The 26,398-nt window shown below is 41.0% G+C and carries 20 protein-coding genes and 8 tRNA genes; 6 read left to right on the forward strand and 22 right to left on the reverse strand.

The annotated features are described in order from the left end of the window. The first annotated feature begins 39 nt into the window (after positions 1–39). The gene (gene rne / locus PSPO_RS08025; RefSeq protein ID WP_010559948.1) at positions 40–3,024 is read left to right on the forward strand and encodes a ribonuclease E; all 2,985 of its coding nucleotides are present in this window, start codon (positions 40–42) and stop codon (positions 3,022–3,024) included. Between the two features lie 405 nt (positions 3,025–3,429). Further along, positions 3,430–3,846 carry a hypothetical protein gene (locus PSPO_RS08030; protein WP_010559947.1) on the forward strand — a complete coding sequence of 139 codons (417 nt, stop codon included), beginning with the start codon at positions 3,430–3,432 and terminating at the stop codon, positions 3,844–3,846. A gap of 197 nt (positions 3,847–4,043) precedes the next feature. Here the strand turns inward: PSPO_RS08030 and yejK are convergent, their stop codons facing one another. Then, positions 4,044–5,054 carry a nucleoid-associated protein YejK gene (gene yejK / locus PSPO_RS08035; protein WP_010559946.1) on the reverse strand — a complete coding sequence of 337 codons (1,011 nt, stop codon included), beginning with the start codon at positions 5,052–5,054 and terminating at the stop codon, positions 4,044–4,046. A gap of 62 nt (positions 5,055–5,116) precedes the next feature. On the opposite strand from yejK, the gene PSPO_RS08040 reads away from it, so the two are divergent. The 3 genes from PSPO_RS08040 (at position 5,117) to PSPO_RS08050 (ending at position 7,323) form a co-directional block, all read left to right on the forward strand. Next, complete coding sequence (locus tag PSPO_RS08040) at positions 5,117–5,329, forward strand: YejL family protein (protein ID WP_010559945.1); 213 nt, start codon at positions 5,117–5,119, stop codon at positions 5,327–5,329. 4 nt (positions 5,330–5,333) lie between these two features. Continuing rightward, a complete protein-coding gene (locus PSPO_RS08045; protein ID WP_010559944.1) occupies positions 5,334–6,800 on the forward strand; it encodes a DUF3413 domain-containing protein in 1,467 nt (488 codons plus the stop codon). A 61-nt stretch (positions 6,801–6,861) separates the two neighbouring features. After that, positions 6,862–7,323, forward strand: a complete 462-nt coding sequence (locus PSPO_RS08050; RefSeq protein ID WP_010559943.1) for a hypothetical protein — start codon at positions 6,862–6,864, stop codon at positions 7,321–7,323. A 184-nt stretch (positions 7,324–7,507) separates the two neighbouring features. Here PSPO_RS08050 and PSPO_RS08055 read toward each other — a convergent pair whose 3' ends face one another. The 6 genes from PSPO_RS08055 to PSPO_RS08080 form a co-directional block, all read right to left on the reverse strand. Further along, a complete protein-coding gene (locus PSPO_RS08055; RefSeq protein ID WP_010559942.1) occupies positions 7,508–10,201 on the reverse strand; it encodes a DUF349 domain-containing protein in 2,694 nt (897 codons plus the stop codon). Next, positions 10,191–10,472 carry a YeaC family protein gene (locus PSPO_RS08060; RefSeq protein WP_010559941.1) on the reverse strand — a complete coding sequence of 94 codons (282 nt, stop codon included), beginning with the start codon at positions 10,470–10,472 and terminating at the stop codon, positions 10,191–10,193. Before PSPO_RS08060 ends, PSPO_RS08055 begins: the two co-directional genes overlap by 11 nt. Before the next feature lies 1 nt (position 10,473). Further along, the gene (locus PSPO_RS08065; RefSeq protein WP_010559940.1) at positions 10,474–10,797 is read right to left on the reverse strand and encodes a hypothetical protein; all 324 of its coding nucleotides are present in this window, start codon (positions 10,795–10,797) and stop codon (positions 10,474–10,476) included. Positions 10,798–10,847: 50 nt separating this feature from the next. After that, positions 10,848–12,524 carry an alanine/glycine:cation symporter family protein gene (locus PSPO_RS08070; RefSeq protein WP_010559939.1) on the reverse strand — a complete coding sequence of 559 codons (1,677 nt, stop codon included), beginning with the start codon at positions 12,522–12,524 and terminating at the stop codon, positions 10,848–10,850. A gap of 215 nt (positions 12,525–12,739) precedes the next feature. Continuing rightward, positions 12,740–13,867: a M14 family metallopeptidase gene (locus PSPO_RS08075; protein ID WP_010559938.1), complete on the reverse strand. Its 1,128-nt coding sequence runs from the start codon at positions 13,865–13,867 to the stop codon at positions 12,740–12,742. Between the two features lie 123 nt (positions 13,868–13,990). Further along, entirely contained in the window at positions 13,991–15,436 is a 1,446-nt protein-coding gene (locus tag PSPO_RS08080; RefSeq protein ID WP_010559937.1) for a glyceraldehyde-3-phosphate dehydrogenase, read from the reverse strand. A gap of 248 nt (positions 15,437–15,684) precedes the next feature. On the opposite strand from PSPO_RS08080, the gene PSPO_RS08085 reads away from it, so the two are divergent. Further along, positions 15,685–16,476: a DUF2989 domain-containing protein gene (locus tag PSPO_RS08085; RefSeq protein WP_010559936.1), complete on the forward strand. Its 792-nt coding sequence runs from the start codon at positions 15,685–15,687 to the stop codon at positions 16,474–16,476. Between the two features lie 366 nt (positions 16,477–16,842). Here PSPO_RS08085 and ihfA read toward each other — a convergent pair whose 3' ends face one another. The 15 genes from ihfA to uvrC all read right to left on the reverse strand — a co-directional run bounded on the left by ihfA (position 16,843) and on the right by uvrC (position 26,397). Next, entirely contained in the window at positions 16,843–17,139 is a 297-nt protein-coding gene (ihfA, locus tag PSPO_RS08090) for an integration host factor subunit alpha (protein WP_010559935.1), read from the reverse strand. Positions 17,140–17,142: 3 nt separating this feature from the next. Next, complete coding sequence (gene pheT / locus PSPO_RS08095) at positions 17,143–19,530, reverse strand: phenylalanine--tRNA ligase subunit beta (RefSeq protein ID WP_010559934.1); 2,388 nt, start codon at positions 19,528–19,530, stop codon at positions 17,143–17,145. Positions 19,531–19,543: 13 nt separating this feature from the next. Beyond that, complete coding sequence (gene pheS / locus PSPO_RS08100) at positions 19,544–20,524, reverse strand: phenylalanine--tRNA ligase subunit alpha (RefSeq protein ID WP_010559933.1); 981 nt, start codon at positions 20,522–20,524, stop codon at positions 19,544–19,546. Between the two features lie 391 nt (positions 20,525–20,915). Then, on the reverse strand, positions 20,916–21,623 hold the full coding sequence (hda, locus tag PSPO_RS08105; protein WP_010559932.1) for a DnaA inactivator Hda: 708 nt from the start codon (positions 21,621–21,623) through the stop codon (positions 20,916–20,918). Next, on the reverse strand, positions 21,623–22,678 hold the full coding sequence (locus tag PSPO_RS08110; RefSeq protein WP_010559931.1) for a DUF2066 domain-containing protein: 1,056 nt from the start codon (positions 22,676–22,678) through the stop codon (positions 21,623–21,625). The genes hda and PSPO_RS08110 overlap by 1 nt, the downstream gene beginning before the upstream one ends. Positions 22,679–22,773: 95 nt before the next feature. After that, positions 22,774–22,860 (reverse strand) — tRNA-Leu (locus PSPO_RS08115). A gap of 42 nt (positions 22,861–22,902) precedes the next feature. Next, positions 22,903–22,976, reverse strand: a tRNA-Cys gene (locus tag PSPO_RS08120). Positions 22,977–23,077: 101 nt separating this feature from the next. Further along, a tRNA-Gly gene (locus PSPO_RS08125) sits at positions 23,078–23,153 on the reverse strand. 102 nt (positions 23,154–23,255) lie between these two features. Next, positions 23,256–23,342 (reverse strand) — tRNA-Leu (locus PSPO_RS08130). Positions 23,343–23,374: 32 nt separating this feature from the next. Then, positions 23,375–23,450 (reverse strand) — tRNA-Gly (locus PSPO_RS08135). 22 nt (positions 23,451–23,472) lie between these two features. Next, positions 23,473–23,559: transfer RNA gene (locus PSPO_RS08140), tRNA-Leu, on the reverse strand. A gap of 33 nt (positions 23,560–23,592) precedes the next feature. Then, a tRNA-Cys gene (locus PSPO_RS08145) sits at positions 23,593–23,666 on the reverse strand. Positions 23,667–23,682: 16 nt separating this feature from the next. Continuing rightward, positions 23,683–23,758: transfer RNA gene (locus PSPO_RS08150), tRNA-Gly, on the reverse strand. A 250-nt stretch (positions 23,759–24,008) separates the two neighbouring features. Next, the gene (pgsA, locus tag PSPO_RS08155) at positions 24,009–24,560 is read right to left on the reverse strand and encodes a CDP-diacylglycerol--glycerol-3-phosphate 3-phosphatidyltransferase (protein ID WP_010559930.1); all 552 of its coding nucleotides are present in this window, start codon (positions 24,558–24,560) and stop codon (positions 24,009–24,011) included. A gap of 13 nt (positions 24,561–24,573) precedes the next feature. Next, complete coding sequence (uvrC, locus tag PSPO_RS08160) at positions 24,574–26,397, reverse strand: excinuclease ABC subunit UvrC (protein WP_010559929.1); 1,824 nt, start codon at positions 26,395–26,397, stop codon at positions 24,574–24,576. Position 26,398 lies beyond the last annotated feature (1 nt).

A 26,398-nucleotide genomic window follows, 5' to 3' on the forward strand; every position in this document is an offset into this window, starting at 1 on the left:
GGTTGTTAATCTCTTACTACTATTACAGAGTTTAACAATATGAAACGTATGCTGATCAATGCAACGCAACAAGAAGAAATGCGCGTTGCACTGGTTGATGGACAGCGCTTATATGATCTAGATATCGAAAGCCCTGGCCATGAACAAAAAAAAGCAAATATCTATAAGGGTAAAATTACCCGCGTAGAACCATCTCTAGAAGCTGCTTTTGTCGACTACGGCGCTGAGCGTCACGGTTTCCTCCCTCTTAAAGAAATTGCCCGCAGTTACTTCCCAGAAGGTTACACTTTCAACGGTCGCCCAAACATCAAAGATGTTGTAAAAGAAGGCCAAGAAGTAATTGTACAAGTTGATAAAGAAGAGCGCGGCCAAAAAGGTGCAGCACTGACTACCTTTATTAGCGTTGCAGGTAGCTACCTAGTATTAATGCCAAACAACCCACGTGCTGGCGGTATTTCTCGTCGTATCGAAGGTGATGAGCGTACAGAGCTAAAAGAAGCACTGTCTCGTTTAGAATTACCAAAAGGCATGGGCTTAATTGTACGTACTGCCGGCGTTGGTAAATCTTTCGAAGAACTTGAATACGATTTACGTGCCCTGCTTGTTCATTGGGATGCTATCAAAAAAGCGTCAGAAAGCGGCCCGGCACCATTTTTAATCCACCAAGAAAGCAATGTAATTTTCCGCGCTATTCGTGATTATTTGCGTCGTGATATTGGCGAGATTTTAATTGATAAGCAGCGCGTATTCGATGAAGCAAAAGCACATATCGAACGTTTTCGCCCAGACTTCATTAACCGTGTAAAACTTTACACAGGTGATGCGCCACTGTTTACCCATTATCAGATTGAAAGCCAAATTGAATCTGCATTCCAACGTGAAGTACGTTTACCGTCAGGTGGCTCAATCGTTATTGACCCAACTGAAGCGTTAACATCAATTGATATCAACTCGTCTAAAGCAACAAAAGGCGGCGATATTGAAGAAACGGCACTAAACACTAACTTAGAAGCAGCAGATGAAATTGCGCGCCAACTTCGCTTACGTGATTTAGGTGGCCTAGTTGTTATCGACTTTATTGATATGACACCGCCGCGCCACCAACGCGCTGTTGAAAACAAATTAAAAGAAGCAGTTAAACCAGACCGCGCACGTGTACAAATTGGCAAAATTTCACGTTTCGGTTTACTTGAAATGTCGCGTCAGCGTCTTCGTCCATCACTGGGTGAAGCAAGCCAAGGCACCTGCCCTCGTTGTAACGGCCAAGGTACTGTACGCTCAAACGAGTCACTTGCATTATCGATTCTTCGTCTACTAGAAGAAGAAGCGATTAAAGACAATACGTCACAAGTAAATGCACAAGTACCTGTACCAGTAGCAACTTACTTACTAAACGAAAAACGCAAGAGCGTGCGCCGTATTGAAAAACGCCACGGCTGTCATGTAGTGATTATTCCAAATCCACATTTGGAAACACCACACTACGAAGTATTGCGTTTAAAGAAAGATGAAACGATTGAAACGGTAAGCTTTGACCAAGTTCAAGCACCTGAAGTAAAAACGGATGCCATTGTTCACGCTGAAAAAGCGGTTAAAGAGCAACCAGTACTCCAAGGTGTTGTTGTACCAAGCGAACCTGCGCCAGTTAAAAAAGAAGTAAAAGAAGGCTTATTCACTAAGATCGCTAAGTGGTTTGGTAGCCTGTTTGCTTCTGAAGAACCAGAAAAGCCGGTACAAAAACGCGGTGGTCGTCGTAATAACCAACGTGGTAACGACAATCGACGTCGCAATCAGCGCAAACCGAACAACCGTAATAAGCAAGCTGCTGGTGAGCAAAAAGAGCAACGCGAACAGCGCGATGAAAAACGTAACTCAAAAGAGAACAACAATCGTCGCCGCCGTAACAACCGCTCAAACGCTAACAAGGTTGAGAAAGAACAAAAGCCTGTTGAGGTGGAAGCAAATCAACAACAGCCGGTTAAAGTAAAAGAGCGTCGTCAACGTCGCAATATGCGTAAAAAAGTGCGTATTGAGAAAACCAATGAAGCGTTAGAGACAAATACAGAAACGCAAGCGCCTGTAGTTGAAAATACAGCTCCGGTTGAAAAGCAAAAGCCACAGCGTTCTAAGCCTGTAAAAGCGAAAAAGCCAGCAAAAGTGACTGAAGAAGTAGAAAACGCTGATCTTGTAGCGGCTTCAGAATCAAACGCTGACGCGCCGGTTGCAGAGCAAAAAACACAAGAAGTTGCCGAGCAACAGGTTGTTGCTAACGACGTAGCCAATGAACCTGTAGAACAAGTTAGTGAGCCAAAAGCCGCGACTGAAAGCGCTGAATCACAAAACGACGACGAAAAAGAGACACGTACTCGCTCTCGCCGTTCGCCGCGCCATTTACGTGCAGCCGGTCAGCGTCGTAAAAAGCCAAGCGAAACTAAGTCTGATATTGAACTTGAGACAACGGAGTCACCAGGCTTTGTACCAGTTGCTGATCAAGCAATGGCAGAAGTGGAAGTTGACTCAGTCGCAACTCCTGAAGTGCAAGAGACTAAAACCGAAGCTGTTGAAGCACCGATTGTTAAAACAAAGGTCGCAGAAAATGCTGCAGCTGAGGTTGTCGTTGAACCAACTAAAGTTGAAGAAGCACCAAAAGTTGAAAAAACGCAGCCTGAAGTTAAAGCTGAAGTAGTTGAAGACGCTAACGGTGAAAACCTTGACGCTGCCGTTCCAGCTGCTGAAGACGTTGTTGAAACGCAACAAGCAGAAACGACAACAGTTGAAACACCAAGTGTTGCAGCGGTTGCTGCTCAAACTGAAACAAACACAGCACCTGCGACAAACGGCGTAGCTTATCGCCATGCAAGTGCGCCAATGACAAAAGCGTCTGGTGGCGCAATGACTGAAGGTTTTGAAATGCCATCAGCAATGCCACACAGTGAACGCCAAGTACCAAGTGCAAGCAGTATGCAACCGGGTAGCATTAACCCAGTTGGTAAAGCAAGCGCACCAATGGCAAAAACAGTTTAATCTTAAGTTGTAACTAAAAGAGCCGCATTATGCGGCTCTTTTTTTGTCTGAAATTTAGAGCGAATTGAAATAGTAACTCTTCAGCTAGCATTAATTGTTGCAGCTAATATTTGTTCTTGTAGTTTCTATGAATAGGTTTGGACTTCTCCTGACAGGCCGCCATGAGCGAATAGCAGCCGTTGAATAATCTATCCATTTATTAATGATTATATCCCCCTTAATATTATTAACAGGCAATTTGCCTGTTTTTTACAACTGATAAAATGTCAATTTTCAAATAACTATCTGACTAGTAACAACTAATTATTAGTGTTATAAATTGCTTCAGTATGTAAACAGGCGATGTTGCGGTAGAAAAAGAGGCAACTTGCCTCTTAATAAACTGTTATATGCTCAGGAGGAGCAATGAGATTACTTCTAATTTTATCGTTCTTTTCATCTCTTGCATTTGCACAAGACAAATCAAAAGTTGAACAGTTAATTGAAGCTACAAACGAAAATTGCAAAGCTTCAGTAAAAGAAATAGATAATGCACGTATAACTGATTTTAGAGCACATGTTTTAAGACTTACTGTAGATGATATTTTTTACAAACTATCCCTTCGGGAAAGGTTAATTCGAGAGGGTGCAATTGAGTCTCAAAAATATTTAGACGATGATTTATTTTCACGTATTTATTACAACGTAGAAAAAATGGCTAATAATCCCGAATATTCTCAAAACTTAAAATTTATCAGAGAGCAACTAGATACTCAGCCTTTAGAATTAGAAAAAGGTTTAAGTGAAAAGTTAAATAGTAAATTTATTAGCGTAGGTTTATGAGCATATAACAAGCCAATTAAACCGTGGACGCAAAACAGTAGGCTTGCGCTCCTCCGTCGCTTATTTTAGCCTACTATTTTTCGCCGTTTATTTAGGCGTTACGAATGGCAGTTGTTGGCACAAATCGGCTATTCACTGCCAGATTTGATTCAGCTCTGTAAATCAAATCTGGCAGATCGAGTTAAAACTTATTCACGTTAGTTTTCTTCAAAGAAACGCTCTAATTGGTCTTTCAAGTTAGGTGGAGTTCCTTTAATGGTTAAGGTGTCGCTGTACTTATCATATAAAACACGTTCACCTAAATGCTTGCGCTCAAAACTCACACTTACACCACTGCCTTGACCAGAAAATTTCACCATAGACGTTACCGTCTTTTTATCAACTGGGAATGACTCTTCTAAATCGTAGGCTTGCTCTTTATAAAAGCTATCAAAGCTTACTTCATCATCTTTACTTATGGTGCTTGATAACTGTGATACGTCAGCATCGCTGCCAGTAGCAACACAGTCTGAGCAATAATCAAAAACTTGCTTGCGTAAGTCATCTTTTTCGGTTTTATCAAATTGTCTATCCGATAAATAGTCTTCAACCGCCGATAACATAGCTTGCGATTGTTGGCGCGCATCAATCCCCTCTTCACAGCCTAGAAAGTCTAAGAAGAAATCGGCAACTTTACGCCCTGCACGCCCTTTAATAAATGAAATATAACGGTTGTCTTCAAGCGCTGTTGCCATACCGTTAAGATCGATACGTGCCGCTAACTGCATTTTCGCGATATCTAAATGACGCGACGAAGTAAGGTCGAGCTCTTGGTTAATCGAGTAATGCTCTTTTACATTTACCAATGCAATCATCACATAGTCGTCGGCAACAAAACGGTAGTGACAAAAAATAAGGTAACCCGTTTCATTAAACGCGTATTTGTTTAATTCTTCTTTTAAAACCTCGGCAGCCTGTTCAGTTAAATGATAAAAATGCATTTCACCTTGACGATAACTTTGAATACTCGAACTTACCACGCCGTTTTTCTCTGGACTAAAACCGCAAAAGCCTTTTCCTGGCTTACCGTTGTAGGCATGGTGTAACTGATCGATAAACACATTAACCTTATCGTTGACTGGCATTTCATCATTACGAAGATGAATTTCAACTGTTTCGTCTTTTTTGTCGACATAGTGAACGACGAGTCTTTCTACTTGCACTGTCATCTTTGTTTTTCGCGCCTCAAATGTTAAAATATGAGTAATTTTATAAAATTAGAACTTAATTGATGCCTATCTTATCAAAATATTCAGACCAGCAAGTAGAAAATCTTGTTGATGACCTTTTAAAAACCCTTGTAGCCCACAAAGCGCCATTAGATTTAAGCCTAATGAGTCTTGGCAATACACTTTCACATATCATTAATGAAAAAGTGCCAGCAGCACAACGACAAGCCCTAATAGATAATTTTACACAAGCATTAAAAGACTCTGTAAAGTAACGCTATGAATTTGTCATCACAACAAGCGTTTTCGTCTAAAGCGGCAAAACTGTTGAGCTGGGGCCACTGGTTCACCTTTGCAAATATTTTATTTGCATTGATTGTGAGTAGCCTCTATTTAATTTCAGATCCAATGCCGATGACGTTTAGCGGCAAAGTATTCTTGTTGTTAAACTGGCTAGGTCACATTAGCTTTTTGACATTTTTATGCTTTGTGCTGACAATTTTTCCGCTCAGTCTTATTTTTCCATACCCGCGGCATATTCGGGGCATGGCTGCAGTAATTGCAACCTTTACCATGTCGCTTCTGGCATTAGACGCCTATGTTTATTTTCAACTTGGCTATCATTTGTCGCCGCAGGTATTTGAACAGATTGTGTCCTTGATCAGTGACACAATTTCTACTAATCCTAGCCTTTCGCTATTTATTGCGGGCGGCATTATTTTTGTCATTTTGTTTTTTGAACTCGTTGCCAGTAACTTTACGTGGCGACACCTCACAGAATTAAGACAAAAACCGTTTCGTCGTTATATCTCTCCGGTATTTATTGTTGCCTTTGTCGCCAGTCACCTGCTTCATATTTGGGCTGATGCGAATGTTAAGCTAGATATCACCAAGCAAGATAACGTTTTACCGCTTTCTTACCCAACCACAGCGAAAAGTTTATTAGCACGTTACCAACTTGTCGATTTAGACGAATACAAAGAAGCGCAAAATGTTAGCTTTGCCAATGAAAAAGTAACTTATGTTGCGCCAAACCAGCCGCTAACCTGTAATACAAATTCAGCTTCTGCAGAAATATTAGTGTTTGATAACCAGGCATTATTAAATCAGTATTTAAGCGACAAAGCGCTTGATACCACAGATAACTTTTATCAGCCAGCAAATAAGCGTGAATCACTTTTCAACCTGGTTTATGGCTTGCCAAGTTACTATCAAAAAGTGATTCGTGCACAGGGGATTTTACCAGCATGGAGCAATAGCGTTAATGCATCGTTTATTAATCTTCCGCGCTTAGCAGAAGATGAAAACGCCAGCTTAACGGTTCACTATGTGAAAACACAAGACGAGCTTGCAACCATTAAAAATAGCGTTGTAGATTTTGCATTTTCTCTGGCAAATAGCGAAGAAGATGCGTGGTCAAAATCAACTCTTTATACAGCTGAGCACATTACACCTGCAGGCATTATTACACCACAAGATGTGATTACAACCGTGCTTGCCAACACGTTTGATTGCCAAAACGTGCAAAATACGACGTTAGGTAACAACCTGTATAATGGTAGCGACACAGGTGTGAATATTAGTGGCAATACCTTACTTATCTATAAAAAAGATAAACTAACCTTACTTACGTCTGACGGTAAACATGAAACAGTATCAGCACAGCAAGGATTCGCGATTGATAGTCACCTTGAAGTGCCATTTTTAGTGCAAAGCCTGAAGAAATTAAAGCAATTTGAGCAATAGCTATTCTCTTTCTATAATCTAGTGACGAGACAGGATGTCACTAGATTATGAGGGAATCGCAATGAAGCTACTCACCACCCTACTCTTTATTCCATTCACATGTTCAGCGCTGGATTACTATAAATGCACAACACAAAACGGCATTACTTTTAGTCAATTTCCATGTGAATCGAAACATCAACAACAAACACTGACATTGAAAGCGGTTAACACCAGCTCTAAGCCATTCGCAAAAAAAGACACTATCGATCGCTACACCCAAAAACAACATGTACTGAAAATTAAATCCGACATAAAAGGGGTTGAGCATAAAATAAGTGCTCTGAAACAGGCGCGATTAAATGAGCTGGCACAATTAAAAACACAGCTCAATAAGCACATGTCAAAAGAAGACAAAACAGCCTTAAAAAGAGAGGTAAAAGCCAAACGCAAGCAAATCAAGGAAGAGTACAGGGATTTGATCGACTTGCAACAAGACGAATTAAAAAGGCTAAAGAAAAAGCTCAGCAACAGTCGAAAATAACGATCATTTTCTAACGTTTTTTAACTTGCGTACTATTTAACTAATATGTGAATAAACGAAGTCTAAATAGCTAAGTACTAACACCGCTCTGCTTCTGGTTAACTACAGTGGAATGGCAATAAAAAAAGCCACTTATGTGGCTTTTTAAAACGGGCTTTTCTCAATTTTTAGAGTTAAAAGTCCATTATATAAACGCTGGTTTAATGCGTGCTAACAGCGCTAACGACTCACTGTCGATTTCACCTTTACTAAGCCACTGCTTTAACAGGGTTTCATTATCTAACGCTGCACCATTCACTTTTTCTTGAAGCAATGTTACTTGTTCACTCAGTCGTACCGCATCATCAGATTCTGGAGAGCCCATTTCGTTTAACAATTCAATACGAATCGTAATTTGCTGGCGCGTTAACTCGCTAGGTACTTTTTGTTGCCAAGACGGAGGAACAATACCTTGTTCAAGTTGTTCAAACAGTGAAATTAACTTTTCTTTATCTTTACTGTTTTTGAGTACTTCTTGCTTTGCAGCATACTCTGTCAACGTACTGCTTACCTCATTTGATAACTGAGATTTCAGTAAATAAGCCTGCTTCAGTTCATCACGTAAATTCGCTAGCGCTGAAATTGCATTTGTTAGCGACTCTACATTATCTAACTCAACGTCTTGTGTAATGCGCGTGAACTCGCTTTGCAGTGAAACGAGTTTCTCGTCTTGCTGCTCTCGCTTGGCTTGGCGCTCACTGTCGCGCAATGAAAACGCACGATCATTAACTGCTCTAAACTCATTCCACAGCTGGTTTTCAAGCTTTTTACCGGCAAAACCGATATCTTTCCAACGTTGTTGCAATGACTTTAATTGCTCAATCACGTTTTCAATATTATCGTCTGTTAAACAGGCTTCAGCCTCTTTTACGAGTTTCGCTTTTGTATCTGCATTAACCGCATACGCCGCTTTAATAAACGCAAATATTTGGTTATCAATCGGTTTTAGCTCTGCAAGCAGCTGTTTATAATTTTTGTTATCGACTTCGCCTGCATTGCGCCAATTTTGCTTAAGCTGCTTATACTGCTTTTCTACCTCTTTTAGTGTTAGCGTACTTACGCTATCTGCTAACGCTTGATATTGCACAATCAGGTTTTTACGTGTCACAACATTTTGTTCGCGAGCGGCTTCAAGTGCAGCATAGTGCTCTCGACACGGCGTAAACGCGATTTCTAACTGTTGATTAAAAGTTTCATCTAGCGTTTTTTCTTCATCCGTTGCAATGTAGCCAAGTTCGTTCCAACGTTTACGTGCTACCTTAATCCATTGGCTTAACTCGGCAATATCTACATCATTTTGTGCAATTTTCTGCTTAACTTCTTCAATTAACTCATGGCGTTTCGGCAAACTAATTTCACGTTGCCACTCGTTTACCTTCGTTAATTCTTGATCAACAAGTTGATATTCTGCTTCAAGCTTTTGTTGTGATGACTTAGGTAGCTTTTCAATATTTTCTTGTACACCTTTAAAAATACCAAAACACACCTTGTAGCGACCAGCGTCAATTAAACGCTTGATATCTTTAAGCTGTTTCGTTACATCCTGTTGTAGCGATTTAACCTCTTTAAGCAGGTCTTGATGCGAGGCTTTCCAGTGCTTATCCATTTCGCGCATTTGCTTTTGATAGTTTTGCAATAACGGTTTTGGTAACTGTTTTAGCATATCTGACGTGGTGCTATACCACTGAGACTTAGCTTCTTGCGCTTCATCAAGCCCTTGTAAGTCACTTGCAACAATTAATGCTTTACCTAAATTAACTTGCTCAGCAATCGCAGGCAATGACTCAATAACATCTTTTATTTCAGCACATTGTGCTTTTAAACGCTGAGTGAACTTAGTAAAGTCACTGTCGCTTTGTGATAAGCTATCTAGCTCTGCTTGATGCGCATTCATTGCTGATAATGACGTTTCAAGTGCTGATACATTATCAGCTGTAGGTTCAAGCAATAGCGCATCTAGCGCATTTTCACCGCATTCTTTCAAGCTTACGCTTGTTTGCTTTACTGACTTAATTTTATCTTGTCTTAACTTAGCCGCTTGCTCTTCATCAAACTTGGCTTTTAAACCAACTAAATGCTTTTGTGCTTTTGCCGTAATATCTTGGTATTTAGCAACCACACTTTGCTTATCGTCTAAGTAATCTAATTCAAGCTGCTGCCACTGGGCTTCAAGTTGTTTGTATTCGGTATCGCACTTTACAAAATCAAACTTATCGCGCAATGCGTTTAGCTTAGCCAATACTAATGTACTCGCCTTATTCACCTCGATTGGTTTAAGCGCTTCGCGTTTACGCGTTTCTTCTTGTTGTTTTAGTTGTTCAGCAAGTGCTGGTTTTGCATGCTTTAACAATGCTTTATCTAATTGATATTGTTGCATAACTGGAACTAACTCCAGTTGTTGCGAATCGCTGGCGTGAGCAAAGAAATCTGTGATTAACGGCTTTTTACCGATGCGCTTTAGTAACGAAACTTGCACATTAAAATCGTTTACTAGTGGCAGTAACGCTTCTAATTGTTGGGTTTTATCACAACGTTTTACCAGTAACTCAAGTTCATCGTTAGTTGGCTTTTTTTGTTCAAGCTGATTAAAAATTTCTTTTTCAGCTGCACTAACAACTGGCTGGCTGTTTTCTTGTTTATATGTTTGCCACCATAAACTAATGTCATTAATGCGTTTTAATGCTGCAATCTTAACCTTGTCGTCGTCATCATTATTAGCTAACTGGTTTAAGATTGTATTATCTTTTACTTTATTGGCATCAAGTTGGCTAATTGCTAATAAACGATCTGATGCTTTTTTACTTTTCCATTTCGGCGTGAATAAACTACTAAATATCATCTTGCGCGAACCTTGCGATCTCATTTTTAGGACTGAATTCTTTCTTTAATTCTGCTTTTGACTTTTGCACCATCTGGCCATCTTCACCAATCGTGAATTGTTCATTGGTTTTAGCTACTTTTGCTTGGTACAACATCACTAGCTGAACAGTTTGCTCTCGTTGCTCATCAGACAGTGGCGTGCCATCTGGCCACTTTCCGGTTGCAGCGCCGTACTCAAGGCGTTCGAAAATTTCTGGTGTTAAGGTGTTAACTAAGTGTTCAATGTTCATGCTAAGACTTTTTCAATAAAATGATGCGAATACGGTTAATAAGGTACCAGATAAAACCCACGGCAATGGCGCCATAGGTTGTCATTTGTTCAATGCTATCTGCAGCGGGCTCTCGTGAGTAAAGGTACAAAAAGCCGCCTAAGAAAATAATCAATGCAACAAATGACTGATTGAGCAGCGCTTGCTTACGCTTAACGTAACGACGACTGGCGAGCCTGGCTCTTTCATGATCATCAAGCCCTGCTACAGCAGTATCACAATGTGGACATACTTTATGTTTATCGGAAATCGGTTTGCTACACGCTGGACAACTTATCCTCGCCATTTACTGCTCCATTAAACTAATAAAAAAGGCGCCTTAAGGCGCCTTCTATTTTACTCTTTTTCTTGGCTGTTGTCTTTTTTAAACTTCACCCAATAGTCATCTACTGACTGTTTCATTTCTTTACGCAGCAACATAATGCCGAATAAGTTAGGTAAGGTCATTACAACAATGGCAACTGCCGCCAATTTCCACACTAAAGTGGTGTCTGCAAATGATGCCCAGAAAAACGCTGCGACATAAAATACGCGATAAGGCATTACTGAACGAGTTCCTAGTAAATAGGTCATTGCGCGGTCACCATAGTAAGACCATGCAATTGCCGTAGAGAACGCAAATAGTAATAAACCGATCGATACAATGTATTGACCGTTTTCACCAAAGTAGCCACGCTGGAATGCAAGCGTTGTTAGCTCTGCTGAGTGTACAAGCGACTTACCCTTAACAACGATGCTTTTATCAACAATTTTACCTTTTTTGATAACAATTGTACCAGTATGCAAGTGGTCGCCATCAAGTAAGAAACGAATTTTCTCACCCACTGAGCGATTGTGTAACACTGTAAAGTTTTGATTTACAGCCTTACCTTCAACAACATTTAGCGTACCATTAAACGGCTTAACGCTTGACTCACCGCCATTTAAATACGCGTAAAGTTCGTTGCGCTGCGCATCAACACGCTCATGATATGTACCATCGATGAATTCCATGCTGGTACGTTCAAAACGTGTATCAAATTTTTCTGTCCACGCGCCTGATGATAAAATTACAAGACCCGTTAACGTACAAATAATAATTGTATCGATAAACGGTTCAAGAATTGACACCATACCTTCAGATACTGGCTCATCCGCCTTCGCTGAAGCGTGGGCAATTGGCGCAGAACCTTGACCTGCTTCGTTTGAGAATAAACCACGGTTTACACCACGGTTAAACGCATAGGCAAATGACGCACCAATAAAGCCGCCTGCTGCTGCAGAACCCGTAAAGGCATTAGTAAATACCGAGGCAAATGCAGGGCCGATATTTTCGATGTTATAAAAAATTACGCCAAACGCACCAATGATATAAACGGCTGCCATAAATGGCACAACGCGTGAAGTAATTGCCGCAATACGTTTAATACCACCTAAAATAACCAGTGCTAATAAAATTGCTAAAACGCCACCCGTTAGCATAGGTTCAAGACCAAAGCTTGCTTCCATACCTTGGGCGATATTATTGATTTGTGGCAGTGAACCTGTGCCAAATGAGCTAATTACGGTTGCGATTGCAAACAGTACCGCAAGCCATTTCATATTTAAGCGACGGTCCATGTAGTACATTGGGCCACCGGCCATAGTGCCGTCTTCTGTTTTAACACGGTATTTATGAGATAACGTTACCTCAACAAATTTGGTTGTCATACCGAAAAACGCAGTCATCCACATCCAGAAAAGCGCCGCTGGACCACCAATTGATATTGCCAGTGCAACACCACCAATGTTACCCGTACCCACGGTACCTGAAAGTGCTGTTGCTAACGCTTGGAAGTGCGTTGTATCACCTTCGTGTTCTTTTTTATCGTATTTACCACTTACAATTTTCCAGGCGTGTTTAAAATACAACACCTGTGGAAATTTTAAGTAAATGGTAAAAAATAGACCAACCCCTAGTAGCACGTAAGGAAACCAAAAGGCACTCCCTAACATACCATCTAGCATATCTAAAAAATTGCCAAATGCTTCCACAACTTGTTCCTCTTGTTATTATTTTTTTGGGCAGCAATACCAATTCTGTTAAGTATGTGATCAGAAGTAGCGCTGGAGAAATGAAATGATAACAAGGCGGAATTTTTCTTATGTAGTTGTTCTACATTGATAAATTCAAACGCAGTTAACATAATATTTAACCCGCTAAAATGATCAGCTATTTAAGTGAATTGGTATAAGCACCCCTATTTTTATTATCGTAGTTTATCTACCACACTTACGATTGCCGCAAGTGTGTCTTGTCCAAATGAATACGAACGGCGATCTGACCAACCGTAATCAACATCTGGTAAATTATTATTATCTTTAAATGGCATTTCAATTGTGTAAGACAAACAATTGAATTCTTGGCCCACCCAGCTAGAACCTACAGTTAAATTTGCCTGACCTGGTTCATCTTTTGGATAACCGTGTTCATCTTGAAATTCTGGTGTAGTAACAAACATCGCCGCTTTAAAGCAATCTTCTAGGTCTTTTAAGCGCGCATCGTAACGTGGAATGCCTTCACTGCCCGCAAAGAAGTTAAACGGAATCGCTTCATCGCCGTGTACATCAAGACACATATCAACACCGGTAGCGAACATTTTTTCGCGTACAAAATACACTTCTGGGCTCTTTTCGATTGATGGTGTTTGCCATTCACGGTTTAGGTTAACGCCCGCCGCATTAGTACGAAGGTGACCACGTACACTGCCGTCTGGGTTCATATTTGGCACAATATAGAAAACCGCTTTATTTAATAGTGCAGCGGCGTGTGCGTCTTCGTCATCCAATAATTTGTGAAGCACACCTTCAATAAACCACTCTGCCATGGTTTCACCAGGGTGCTGACGGGCGATCATCCAAATTGTTTTCTTATCGTCAGCAGGTTCGCCGATTTGTAATACACTAATATCGCGGCCATCAAGTGTTTCACCTAATGTTTCGATAGTACAGCTTTCGTGTGATTGCGCCCAAGAAAGTAAGTCTTGGTGACGCTCATAACTGTATGGAGCAAAGTATGCGAAATATACTTGTTCGCACTCTGGTGTAAACTCGATAACTAATTGGTTATTTTCAAACTTAGTTGGTACTCGGAACCATGTTTGACGGTCATACGATGCAACTGCTTGGTAATCAACCCACCCTTCTGGGTACGCTGATTTATCTAAATCAACAATCGTCAAACGATGTAATAAATCAATTTGTGATTCTAATTTAAAGTGAAACCACTGGAAAAATTCAGACTGGTTGTCATTTTTAATTTTTAATTGAATATCTTCACGGTTTTCAAGGCTAAGTACCTCAATATTACCGCTATCGAATTGGCTTGTAATTCTCATAAACTGTGTTCCCTAACGCACAATAGCTTTAAGCCTATCAAAATAACGAGTGGGCTGAAACAATATGCGAGTAATTGAATAAAAAAGCCGGCACAATGGCCGGCTTTTAGATAAAAAATTAGATTAACGAGGTAAGCTTGGGTGTGTTACTTCAGCCATATCTTGCATACAGCGAACAACCTGACAGCTATAACCAAACTCGTTATCGTACCAAACGTAAAGTACTACGCGATCACCATCAACAATCGTTGCTTGTGAATCAACAACACCTGCATAACGGCTACCAACTAAGTCAGTTGATACGATTTCAGTAGATGCAGTGTAATCGATTTGATCACGTAAATCTGAGTAAAGAGCCGTTTCACGTAAGAATTCGTTTAACTCTTCAACTGATGTTGCAGTTTCAAGGTTAAGGTTAAGAATTGCCATTGACACATTTGGTGTCGGTACGCGAATAGCGTTACCTGTAAGCTTACCTTCAAGCTCTGGTAATGCTTTAGATACTGCTTTTGCAGCACCCGTTGACGTGATAACCATGTTAAGTGCCGCAGCACGGCCACGGCGCTCAGCGCTGTGATAGTTATCAATTAAGTTCTGGTCATTCGTGTACGAGTGAACTGTTTCAACGTGACCGTTCTTAATACCGAACTTGTCATTTAATGCTTTTAGCGTTGGCGTAATCGCATTTGTTGTACAGCTTGCTGCTGAGATAATTGTATCTTCAGACAGGATATCTTTGTTATTTACGCCGTAAACAACGTTTTTGATATTGCCTTTAGCTGGTGCTGTAAGAAGTACTTTTGACGCACCTTTTGCCGCTAAATGCTGACCAAGGCCATCTTCGTCTTTCCAGATACCGGTGTTATCCACTACAAGTGCGTTTTCAATGCCGTATTGCGTGTAATCTACTTCGCTTGGCGAGTTAGCGTAGATAACTTGAATGTAGCTACCGTTTGCTTTAATTGCATTACGCTCATTATCAACAGTGATTGAACCGTTGAAAGGACCATGAATTGAATCGCGGCGTAATAAGCTTGCACGCTTTTCAAGGTCGCCTTTTTTACCGCCACGTACAACAATTGCACGTAAACGTAAATCTGTGTGAGGACCACTTTTCTCGATTAGAAGACGTGCTAATAAACGACCGATACGACCAAAACCGTAAAGGACTACGTCGCGCGGTTCAATTTTGTCTTCTTTATTGTGGATTTCAGCTAGTTCTGCTGCTAGGTACTCTTCGATTGAACGACCTTCACCCGCATTTTTATAGATATAAGCATAAGCTAGTTTACCTAAATCGATACGTGCTGAAGTCAGTTCCATTTTGTCGATAGCTTCTAAAAACGGGAAGCTTTCGCGAAGACGTAGTTTGCTGTCTTCAAATTGTGCAACAGTTTTGTGTGCTTTAATAACGTCAATTGTGCTTGCATTAATTAGTGGACGACCGTAGATGGCAATCTCGATGCCACGGTTACGGTAAAGCTTACCAATAATTGGTTGCATGCTTTCAGCGAAGTCTTGGCGTTCCTGCCAGCTATTCAGATAATCTTGCTCGTGAGATGAGGTCATTTTGTCTACCTAAACGTAAAATTTTGAACGGATAGCCTAAAGCGTTAATTGTGAGAAGTGCTTTAGACGCGTGCATTCTAATTGAAAAACATTGTTTTTTCCACCATTTCAATATCAGACTTTTGCCGTGTACCGATAATCCCCTTGAGCGAAAACAAATTTATGCGAATTATGACCAATGCACTATTACATTTAAGCAAAGGATTCGCTAAGCTTAGAACATCCTATTGTAGTTATGTCATTAAATTGTGTTAAAAAAACTATCTGCACTTTGTTTGCTTTCTCTTCTCGTTGGCTGCGACAATGCCAAAAGTATTCGTGAAATTTGTGACGAAAATAGCCAGTTTTGCGCCGATCTTAATACCGACAGCCATTGTAATACCGAGCGTGCCGACGTTATTTTAGGGCGTTATGCAGAATCCAAAACGCCTGATGATGCAACTAAATACAAACTACTCAGCGCATTTCACGATTATGCGAAATGTGTTGAGTTAGCAGCTAGCATTGAACACATTAAACTAAAAGAAAAAACAACGTCGCGCGTAAATGGTCACCTCACTGCACTAAAAGAGATAAACCGTTTATCGAAAGAGACACGAAATTCACAATATCCACACCTGCTATTCTATCACTGGTCACGAAATGGTGATGAAGGCGCTATTCAATCACTGATTGCAATGGATGAAAAACGTGAGTTAGAAACATCTGAATTCCAATACAAATTAGCAACTTACTACACTAAGTTTGATAGCGATTTGGCAATAGATAAGCTTTACCATGCGCTTGAGTTAAACCCTGCTGGCAACGAAGCCAAGCCAGAAATCTACACTGCACTGACAAATATGTTTTATCAAATGGAAGAGCATAAGCTTTCTTATATTTGGGCATTAGTAGCAAAAGAAGCCGGCGTGCAAAATATTGACTTAGCACCGCTTGAATATGAGCTTACCAATCAAGGTAAATCATTAAGTGAGCTCGCAAATCTTGCGGCAGATACCCTATCGCGTATTGAAGACGGTAATTTCACGTCGCCACGATAAGGTTTTTACATCAAGTAAAATTCGATTGCTTGTAGGGTCTGTTGACCTTTGCTGTTCTATTTTTGTTCTTTTTGAGCGTGCTTTTATCGTGGCGCTCGATGTGTGGCCTAGTAATCTAAGCAAATATCGAGCAACAATGAGAAAAGTGCGCTCAAAAGAACCATTTGGCAGCGCTTGATTGGCTTTTCTACTGTGTTATCGGCTGACTCACATAGAATAACTATGCCACGCAGCCTCTGCCTTGTATAAAACCCAATCAAACTGCTGCAAAAACGAACTTAAAAGGTCAACAGACCCTAGTAAAGAGCAAATAAAAAAGCCTGCATTAAGCAGGCTTTTTCGAATTGGCTTCATACATACGCTTGGTTAGTCTTTACTGGTACCAACTTCTACGCGTGTCTTCAGTTTTTGACCTGGGCGGAATGTAACAACTCTGCGTGCAGAAATTGGAATATCTTCACCCGTTTTAGGGTTGCGCCCCGGACGCTCTTTCTTATCTCTAAGATCAAAATTACCAAAGCCAGAAAGCTTAATTTGCTCGCCTGCTTCTAGTGCAGTACGAATCTCTTCAAAAAAGCTTTCGACAAGGTCTTTAGCGTCTTTTTTGTTAATACCCAGTTTTACAAATAGGTGTTCAGCTATGTCGGCTTTTGTAAGCGCCATAATCTAGTCCCTCAACGATGCGTTAAATTGTTCAGCCAATTCGGCCACCACTAAGTCTACAATTGAGTTGATGTCTTTCTCTTCAAGGGTTCGCTCTGAATTTTGCAGTGTTAATGCAATCGCTAAACTCTTGTGATCAGCCTCAACTCCTTTGCCCTTATACACGTCGAATAAGTTTAGGTCAACTAGTTGATTTCCGCCAACTTTTTTAATTGACTCTAAAATATCACCAGCATTTACCGAATCTTTAACAACAATCGCAATATCGCGTCGGTTAGATGGGAACTTAGAAACCTCAACCGCTTCAGGTAATACACGGTTTTCTAAACCTAACAACTCGATTTCAAAGGCAAAAACTTGATTGTTAATTCCTAGTTTAGACTGTATTTCTGGGTGAATACAGCCTAAGTAACCAATTTTTTTACCATTTCTTATAATCGAAGCTGATTGACCTGGGTGTAAACCTTCATTTTGCTCAGCAACAAACGAAATATTCGCCATATCACCAGTTAGGTTTAATAGTGCCTCAACGTCGCCTTTTACATCAAAAAAGTCGACTGGTGTTGATGCGATACCCCAATGTTCGTTATGCGTGTTACCGTAAATCACACCACCAATAATTTGCGTTTGCTCAACACCATTTTCAGCGGCATCGTTTTTAACAAACTTTAAGCCTGATTCAAATAGGCGGATACGTGATTGCTGACGGTTTTGGTTATATACCACAGAGCCTAATAAGCCTGGTAATAAGCTTACGCGCATTGCCGACATTTCAATTGAAATTGGGTGCGGTAATACCAGCGCATCAGCACTTGGGTGTAGCAAGCTTTGTACTTTAGGGTCAACAAAACTGTAGGTGATTGCCTCTTGGTAACCACGGCTTACTAATTCATTGCGAAAACGCTTAAGCGGCAGCACGGCTTCTTGGTGATCTGTCATCGCCAATTTCGCTGTTGGTGCTACATTTGGAATATTGTTGTAACCAAATACACGTGCTACTTCTTCAATTAAGTCTTCTTCAATTGAAATATCAAAACGGTAACTTGGTACATCAGCTTGCCATGTGTCATTTTCAAAGCTAACTGTTAGACCTAAACGAGTAAGAATATTTGTTACCGTTGCATCATCAATATGATAACCAATTACACGGTCTAAACGTGCGCGACGCAATGTCACTGATTTAGCTTTTGGTAGGTGCGCTTGTGATACAGCTTCAACTACAGGGCCGGCTTCACCGCCAACAATATCAAGTAATAGTTGGGTTGCACGCTCCATTGCGTCATGCTGAAGTTTGTAATCAACACCGCGTTCATAACGGTGCGATGCATCCGTATGTAAACCGTAGCTACGCGCTTGTCCTGCAATTGCCAACGGGCTGAAGAAAGCACTTTCTAATAAGATATCGTGTGTTGTTTCGGTAACACCTGATTTCTCACCACCAAAGATACCAGCCATCGCAAGTGCTTTTTGGTCATCAGCAATTAACAGCGTGTTCTCTTTTAGCTTTGCCGTATTGCCGTCAAGTAATACAAGCTCTTCACCTGGATTTGCGTTACGTACTTTAATACCGCCTTCAATTGCGTTTAAGTCAAACGCGTGCATTGGGTGACCAAGTTCGAGTAATACGTAGTTTGTTACATCAACAACAGGATCAATTGAACGAATACCGCTACGACGTAATTTCTCAACCATCCAAAGTGGTGATTCAGCATTTAGGTTAATGCCCTTAATTACACGACCTAAATAACGAGGACATGACTCAGGATTAACTAATTCAATGTCAATTTTGTCATCAATTGTCGGTGTAACCGGCGTAATTTCAACGTTAGTAACGTCAAGGCTGTTTAATACGCCAACTTCGCGTGCAAGACCTTTAATACCAAGACAGTCACTGCGGTTTGCCGTTAAATCAACGTCAATAGTCACATCATCTAAGCCGAAGTATTCGCGAATATCTGTGCCAATTACTGCGTCTTCAGGTAACTCTAAAATGCCGTCTGAACTTTCAGCCATACCTAACTCTTCGAACGCACATAACATGCCGTGAGAAGGTTGACCGCGTAATTTTGCTTTCTTAATTTTAAAATCGCCCGGTAATACCGCGCCAACTTTAGCAACCGCTACTTTTAAACCTTGGCGACAGTTTGCAGCACCACAAACGATATCAAGTAGTTCGTCTTCGCCAACATCGACTTTAGTTACGCGTAATTTGTCTGCATCTGGGTGTTGGCCACATTCAACCACTTGACCAATAACAACGCCTGTAAAATCACCGGCAACGGCGTCTAAACCATCCACTTCAAGGCCTGCCATCGACAGCTGCTCAGAAAGTGCATCAGTATCAATTGCTGGGTTTACCCATTCTCTTAGCCACTTTTCACTAAATTTCATTGTTACTTCACTCTTACTTGAATTGGTTTAGGAATTTTAAGTCGTTTTCGAAAAATGCACGTAAGTCATTTACGCCGTAACGCAACATGGTTAAGCGCTCAACGCCCATACCAAATGCGAAACCTGTGTATTCTTCAGGATCGATGCCAACAGAGCGAAGTACATTAGGGTGAACCATGCCACAGCCTAATACTTCTAACCATTTACCGTTTTTACCTTTCACGTCCACTTCTGCTGATGGCTCAGTGAATGGGAAGTACGAAGGACGGAAACGGATTTCCATATCTTCTTCAAAAAAGTTACGTAAGAAATCGTGCAAAATCCCTTTAAGCTCTGTGAAGCTTACGTTTTTATCAACCATCAAGCCTTCTACCTGATGGAACATTGGCGTATGCGTTTGGTCGTAATCATTACGGTATACACGACCCGGTGAAATGATACGCAGTGGTGGTTGCTCTGCTTCCATAGTACGGATTTGTACACCACTTGTTTGCGTACGCAATACCAGCTTTGGATTAAAATAGAAGGTATCGTGATCAGCACGTGCTGGGTGATGCTCAGGAATATTCAACGCGTCAAAGTTATGGAAATCGTCTTCCACTTCCGGACCAGATTTAACAGCAAAACCTAGCTCACCAAAAAAGCTTTCAATTCGTTCGATAGTACGTGTTACAGGATGTAGGCCCGTAGTCGGTTGAGTACGACCCGGTAGCGTCACATCAATAGTTTCTTTTGCTAGCTTCTCTGCTAATGCTTTTTCTTGTAGCGCTTCGCGCTTCGCATTGATTTTTTCTTGAACTTGCTGCTTTGCCTGGTTAATTACCTGACCTGCAGTTTTACGTTCTTCTGGGTCCATTTTACCTAGGCTTTTTAATAGGCTAGTAATTTCGCCTTTTTTACCTAAGTAATTTACGCGCACATCTTCTAAATGAGCGATTTCACTGGCTTTCTCAACAGCTTCAAGGGCTTCAGCCAAGATTGCTTCTAAATTCATAAGGGCTTTTCACTCGTTTTTGCCAACCAGCTCAATATTACATTGAGTTAGCTTGATTTCTCGTAACGTTTAACTATCGATTAACGTAACATTTTTTAATAAAAATTAGCCCATTATGATACCCGAAAAACAATTGTTTTTACTAGAGCGATAATGGTTAAAAAGGCACGTTATTGTTAATTTTAGGTGGTTTTTTTAGGCTTATTTCGATTGCACTAATTTAGTGGTCGTATATTGCGATAAAAAACAATTTAGAACTAAGCGGAAGATTTAATAGATAGCGGGTTTATATTTTGATTTTCAACACAGTCTTTGCTGCGTTTCGCTCGCACGATACCTGTGTAATAAATTAAGTAAGCATGAGCACGATTTTTCAAAACATGCTCATGCTTTAAAGATCCAAAATAGACTTAATAAACGGAATGGTAAGCTTGCGCTGTTCAACAATTGAAGCATGATCAAGCTTATCTAAAATATCCAGTAACGCACGCATATCACGACTAACGCGCGACAATAAAAAACGTGTTGCTTCTTCAGTAAGTGTTAGGCCACGCATTTTCGCACGTTTTACTAACGCTTCGGCTTTATCATCATCACTCATAGAGCGGATTTGAAAAGTGGTACCCCAGTTGAGTCGCGATTCGAGATCTGGCAATGCAATATTAAGCATATTAGGCAGTAAATCCCCTGCTACTACTAACATTTTTCCTTCACTATTGAAGCGATTGAAAAAATTAAATAGCGCTTTTTCCCACAGTGGGTCGCCCGCTACTTGCTGAATATCATCAATGCAAATTACATCGAGCTTTTCTAAGTCGTCAAGTACGTGTGGGTCAAGCCAAGCGAGATCTTTACAAGATAACAAAAAACACGATAAGCCGAGCTCCTGTGCGCGAATACACGTTGCATACAGTAAATGTGATTTACCTGAGTCAGAAAAACCACACAAGTACACATAATTAAATGGCATTGTTTGAAGTTGTGTTAACCCCACTTCTAGTTGTTTAACAACATGGGAATTTTCACCGCCAAAGAAGCTCATAAATGTTTCGTCGTCCGGCAATGTTACCGGCAACGCCATTTGTTGATATTCACTCATTACTGGCTTAGCCATTGATACTCAAGTTGTTGTGTACTTTGATGACTAAATGGATCAAAAATAATCTCAAATTGTGAATCCAATTGTAGCGCTTTTTTCAAGCTATCTACGTGCGCATTAAGATATAGTACTAAATCCACACGTTCCCCTTGACGGAAACTTATATCTAATTCATCAACTTGGGTAAGCGTACGTAAGCGAGTTTTTAATGCCTCAAGCTGTTTAATGCCTTTTACACCAAAAAAGCGCACTGACACACTGCTGGTAACCTCAGTTTCACTAAGTGATGCATACTGCTTGGCGATTTGCGTTGAAATACTACTAACAAGCTCTCCGATAATCGTGAGTTTGTCACCCTTAAGCTGGTGTAATTGGAATGTGCCTTGGTTGGTAAACTGCCAATCCAAATGCCATACATTCTCGCGTTGATACAGCCTTGCCGACACAATTACTTCGGGTTCGTAACGACGCGACGCATTTAAAATTTGCTGCGGAAAGTTAGCCCACACATCTGTAACCGTTAAATTCATGCGATCTTCAAGATCAAGTAACGGCATAACAATCGGTAAGCCCGCATTATTACTATTGGTATCGAGTAAGTGAAAAATTTGTGGGTAGTCTTCTTTGGTGACTAATGAGCGTTGCACGTCTTCTTCAATTGCAAGCCAAATTAACGTCAGCGGTCGGCGGTTACCCCAAATCGGGATTTCCATCTCATTAAGTACGCCGTCGATTAATTGTGGCTGATAACGAATGTTTAAATACGTTTGGTATAAAGACTCTTCATACTCGTATTTGAGTACAAAGCGAGACAGGTTTTTAAACGCATCACCAATTGCTGGGTGTGATTTATCAATACTGCGACCGGATACTTTTTCAAGCACACCAATAAAACCAACACGGTTTGCTCGGCGTTGTTGCGCTTGAGATTTATCATCAACTACCGCTTTATATTGATAAAGGTCGGTCACTTCAACGGCTAGAATAGCCTTACTGAAAACCAGTAATAAAGTAAAAATCAGTGCGTTTTTCAAAGTGTTAAACTTGTATTCCATCGTGAGTCTGATCCTAAAACATCAGATGATGCAAAGCAAAGTAAATTTAGCTAAAAATATGCTTAGAATTATAAGGAATTAAATTTGATATAAAGTGGTGCCCGGGGCCGGACTTGAACCGGCACGTCATTACTGACGAGGGATTTTAAATCCCTTGTGTCTACCAATTCCACCACCCGGGCATCGGGCTGCTTTCGCATGTGGAGAGTATTATCTTTCGATAATGGAGGCGGAACCCGGAGTCGAACCGAGGTAGACGGATTTGCAATCCGCTGCATGGCCACTCTGCCATTCCGCCAATGTCTTCATAATGAAGCTGGATAAATAATTGCTTCGAACTATTAAAGTTAGTAGTTCTGGCTTGGTGATACCAAGTTGTTAATTATTTTTTCTAAAAATTGGAGCGAGTAACGAGGTTCGAACTCGTGACCTCGACCTTGGCAAGGTCGCGCTCTACCAGCTGAGCTATACTCGCATTCCATTTCAACCGTTTTTTAGCTTAGTAACCAAACGTTACTTCGAGCAGTTGCACTATACTCGCTGCCAATGGCTTTTTGTGAGGCTTAACTCAAATAAGTGGTGCCCGGGGCCGGACTTGAACCGGCACGCTATTACTAGCGAGGGATTTTAAATCCCTTGTGTCTACCAATTCCACCACCCGGGCATCGGGTTTCTACGTTGCAGCAAAAACCAATTTGGAGCGAGTAACGAGGTTCGAACTCGTGACCTCGACCTTGGCAAGGTCGCGCTCTACCAGCTGAGCTATACTCGCATCAAATTGATTCTAAAATCAATGGTGCCCGGGGCCGGACTTGAACCGGCACGTCATTACTGACGAGGGATTTTAAATCCCTTGTGTCTACCAATTCCACCACCCGGGCATCGGGCTGCTTTCGCATGTGGAGTGTTGAAAATGGAGGCGGAACCCGGAGTCGAACCGAGGTAGACGGATTTGCAATCCGCTGCATGGCCACTCTGCCATTCCGCCGACTTCTTTAAGAAGTTGGAGCGAGTAACGAGGTTCGAACTCGTGACCTCGACCTTGGCAAGGTCGCGCTCTACCAGCTGAGCTATACTCGCGTTCCATAAACCGTTTTTTAACTTAGCACTAACACGACTTTGTCGCATTCTTGCTTCGAGCAGCTTAGCTATACTCGCACTTCCAATTGGGTAGTTAGTTAACCACTCCCCTCTCAACACCGACGCATTCTACATAGATTATTAAACGCGTCAACATAAAAATGTCGGAAATAAGTTGTTTGATTATTTTTTATCTAAAATGATTTAAAAACACTCGTTTATGCACTTATTTCAATGCACAAACACCAATTTAATTGTTTGATTGAGACAACGCGCCCCAGCCAGCAACCAAATATTGCACCATCGAAATAAAGGTTAAGATAGTCGCAATATAAAATAATACAAATGATAAGGTGATCATTTGGCTATCGTACTGCCAAATCAAACCAATAATCGCCAACATTTGTGCTGCGGTTTTAATTTTACCTAATTGCGATACCGCCACATTGGCGCGCTCACCCACTTCCGCCATCCATTCACGCAATGCCGATACGATAATTTCTCGACCAATAATAATAATGGTCGGAATCGTAATATAGAGCGATTGGTAATGTTGGGTTAATGCAATAAGTGCAACTGACACCATTACTTTATCAGCAACAGGGTCAAGGAACGCACCAAATGGTGTTGATTGTTCAAGTTTTCTTGCTAGATAGCCATCTAACATATCGGTGACTGAGGCAAGCCAAAAAATAAACGCGGCCCAGAAAAAAGACCACTTAGCTGGAATAAAAAAGAAAACAATAAAAATCGGAATTAAGATCAGGCGAAAAGCTGTAAGTGTATTTGGAATGTTCCACATATTGGTATTTTATTTATTTGTCATCATTTAGATGATGATAGATTCGTTCTGCGATGCTACGACTAATGCCCGGCACTCGCTCCAATTCAGAAATAGTAGCGCTTTTTACCCCTTGAATGCCACCTAAATATTTTAATACGGCTTGACGTTTTTTCGCGCCAACCCCTGAAATCTCTTCAAGCACAGATGTATTGCGCTGCTTTTGACGTTTATTACGGTGCCCTGCAATAGCAAAGCGGTGACTTTCGTCACGAATATGTTGAATTAAATGTAACGCTGGCGCATCCGATGATAAATTCACCGTGCGCCTGCCGCCATCAATTAATAGCGTCTCTAAACCCGGTTTTCGTGATGTGCCTTTGGCAACACCTATTAATAGCGGTAATTTGGTGTGTGGCCAATCAGCAAAATAATGTTCAGCTTGTGATAACTGCCCTTTACCACCGTCAATAAAAATAATGTCGGGAATTTTACTTTCGTCAGTCAGTTTGTTGTAGCGCTTTCTAAGTGCAAATGCCATAGCAGCATAATCATCACCCGGTGTAATACCTTCAACATTAAAGCGGCGATATTCTTTATTGGCTGGACCTTGGTCGTCAAATACCACACACGACGCAACTGTGTTTTCGCCCATGGTATGACTAATATCAAAACACTCCATACGATTAATGGTTTCTAGACTTAGCGCTTCTTTTAATTGAGCATAACGTTTCGCAATGGAGTCTTTTGCACTTTGTTTTACTTCTAAGGCATTTGCTGCATTTTTATTAGCAAGTGCCAAATAGTCTGCCTTTTCACCACGCAGCGCTAATACAAATGCAATTTTCTTACTGCAAATTGCCGATAACCCTTCTGCTAACGTATCACTGCCAGCAAATGCAAACGGCACAACTAATTGTTTTGGAATTCGTCCGGTATTGGATAATTGCACATAATATTGTGCACAAAACGATTCTAAGACTTCGTCATTGCTACTGTCTTTTGGCGTTTTTGGAAAATACGTTTTGGATCCCAAAATCTTATGGTCGCGGATCATCAATACATGTACTGCCACCAAACCGTTTTTAGCCGAGAAACCAATTACATCGAGCTCTGCAACATTGCCCGATACTGCTTGTTGTTCTTGCATTTTGCGCAGCAATAAAATTTGGTCACGCAATTGCGCTGCTTTTTCAAACTCAAGCGAGATACTCGCCGCTTCCATTTTTTCAACCAATGTTGCGATTACTTCTGACGAGCGCCCCGCCAGAAACTTTTTCACCATATCTACTTCTTGTTGGTAATCCGTGTCGGAAATTTTACCTACACATGGCGCTGAACAACGCTTTAACTGATATTGTAAACACGGGCGACTGCGTGCGCGGTAGTACGCATCTTCACATTGACGCACTGGAAATATCTTTTGCATTAAGCGCAAACTTTCAGACACGGCTCCGGCACTTGGATAAGGACCAAAATACTCGCCTTTAATTTTTCTGGCGCCACGGTGAAATGCTAAACGCGGATGAGTATGATTGGTTACTAAAATGTAAGGATAGGATTTGTCGTCGCGCAACAAAATGTTGTAACGCGGCATGTATTTTTTTATTAAATTATTTTCAAGCAGTAGTGCTTCGGTTTCGGTATTCGTCAGTGTAACTTCAACACCGCAAATATTCGCCACTAACGCTCGGGTTTTGTTTTCGGGAATGTTATCGCGAAAATAGCTTGAAAGACGCTTTTTTAAATTTTTTGCTTTACCAACGTATATAACTTGCCCTTTGGCGTCTAACATTCGATAAACGCCGGGCTCATTTGATACGGTTTTTAGAAAGGCTTTTGCGTTAAACGCCGACATC

Origin of the sequence: Pseudoalteromonas spongiae UST010723-006 (genome assembly GCF_000238255.3) — a bacterium.
In the GTDB taxonomy this organism is placed as follows: domain Bacteria; phylum Pseudomonadota; class Gammaproteobacteria; order Enterobacterales; family Alteromonadaceae; genus Pseudoalteromonas; species Pseudoalteromonas spongiae.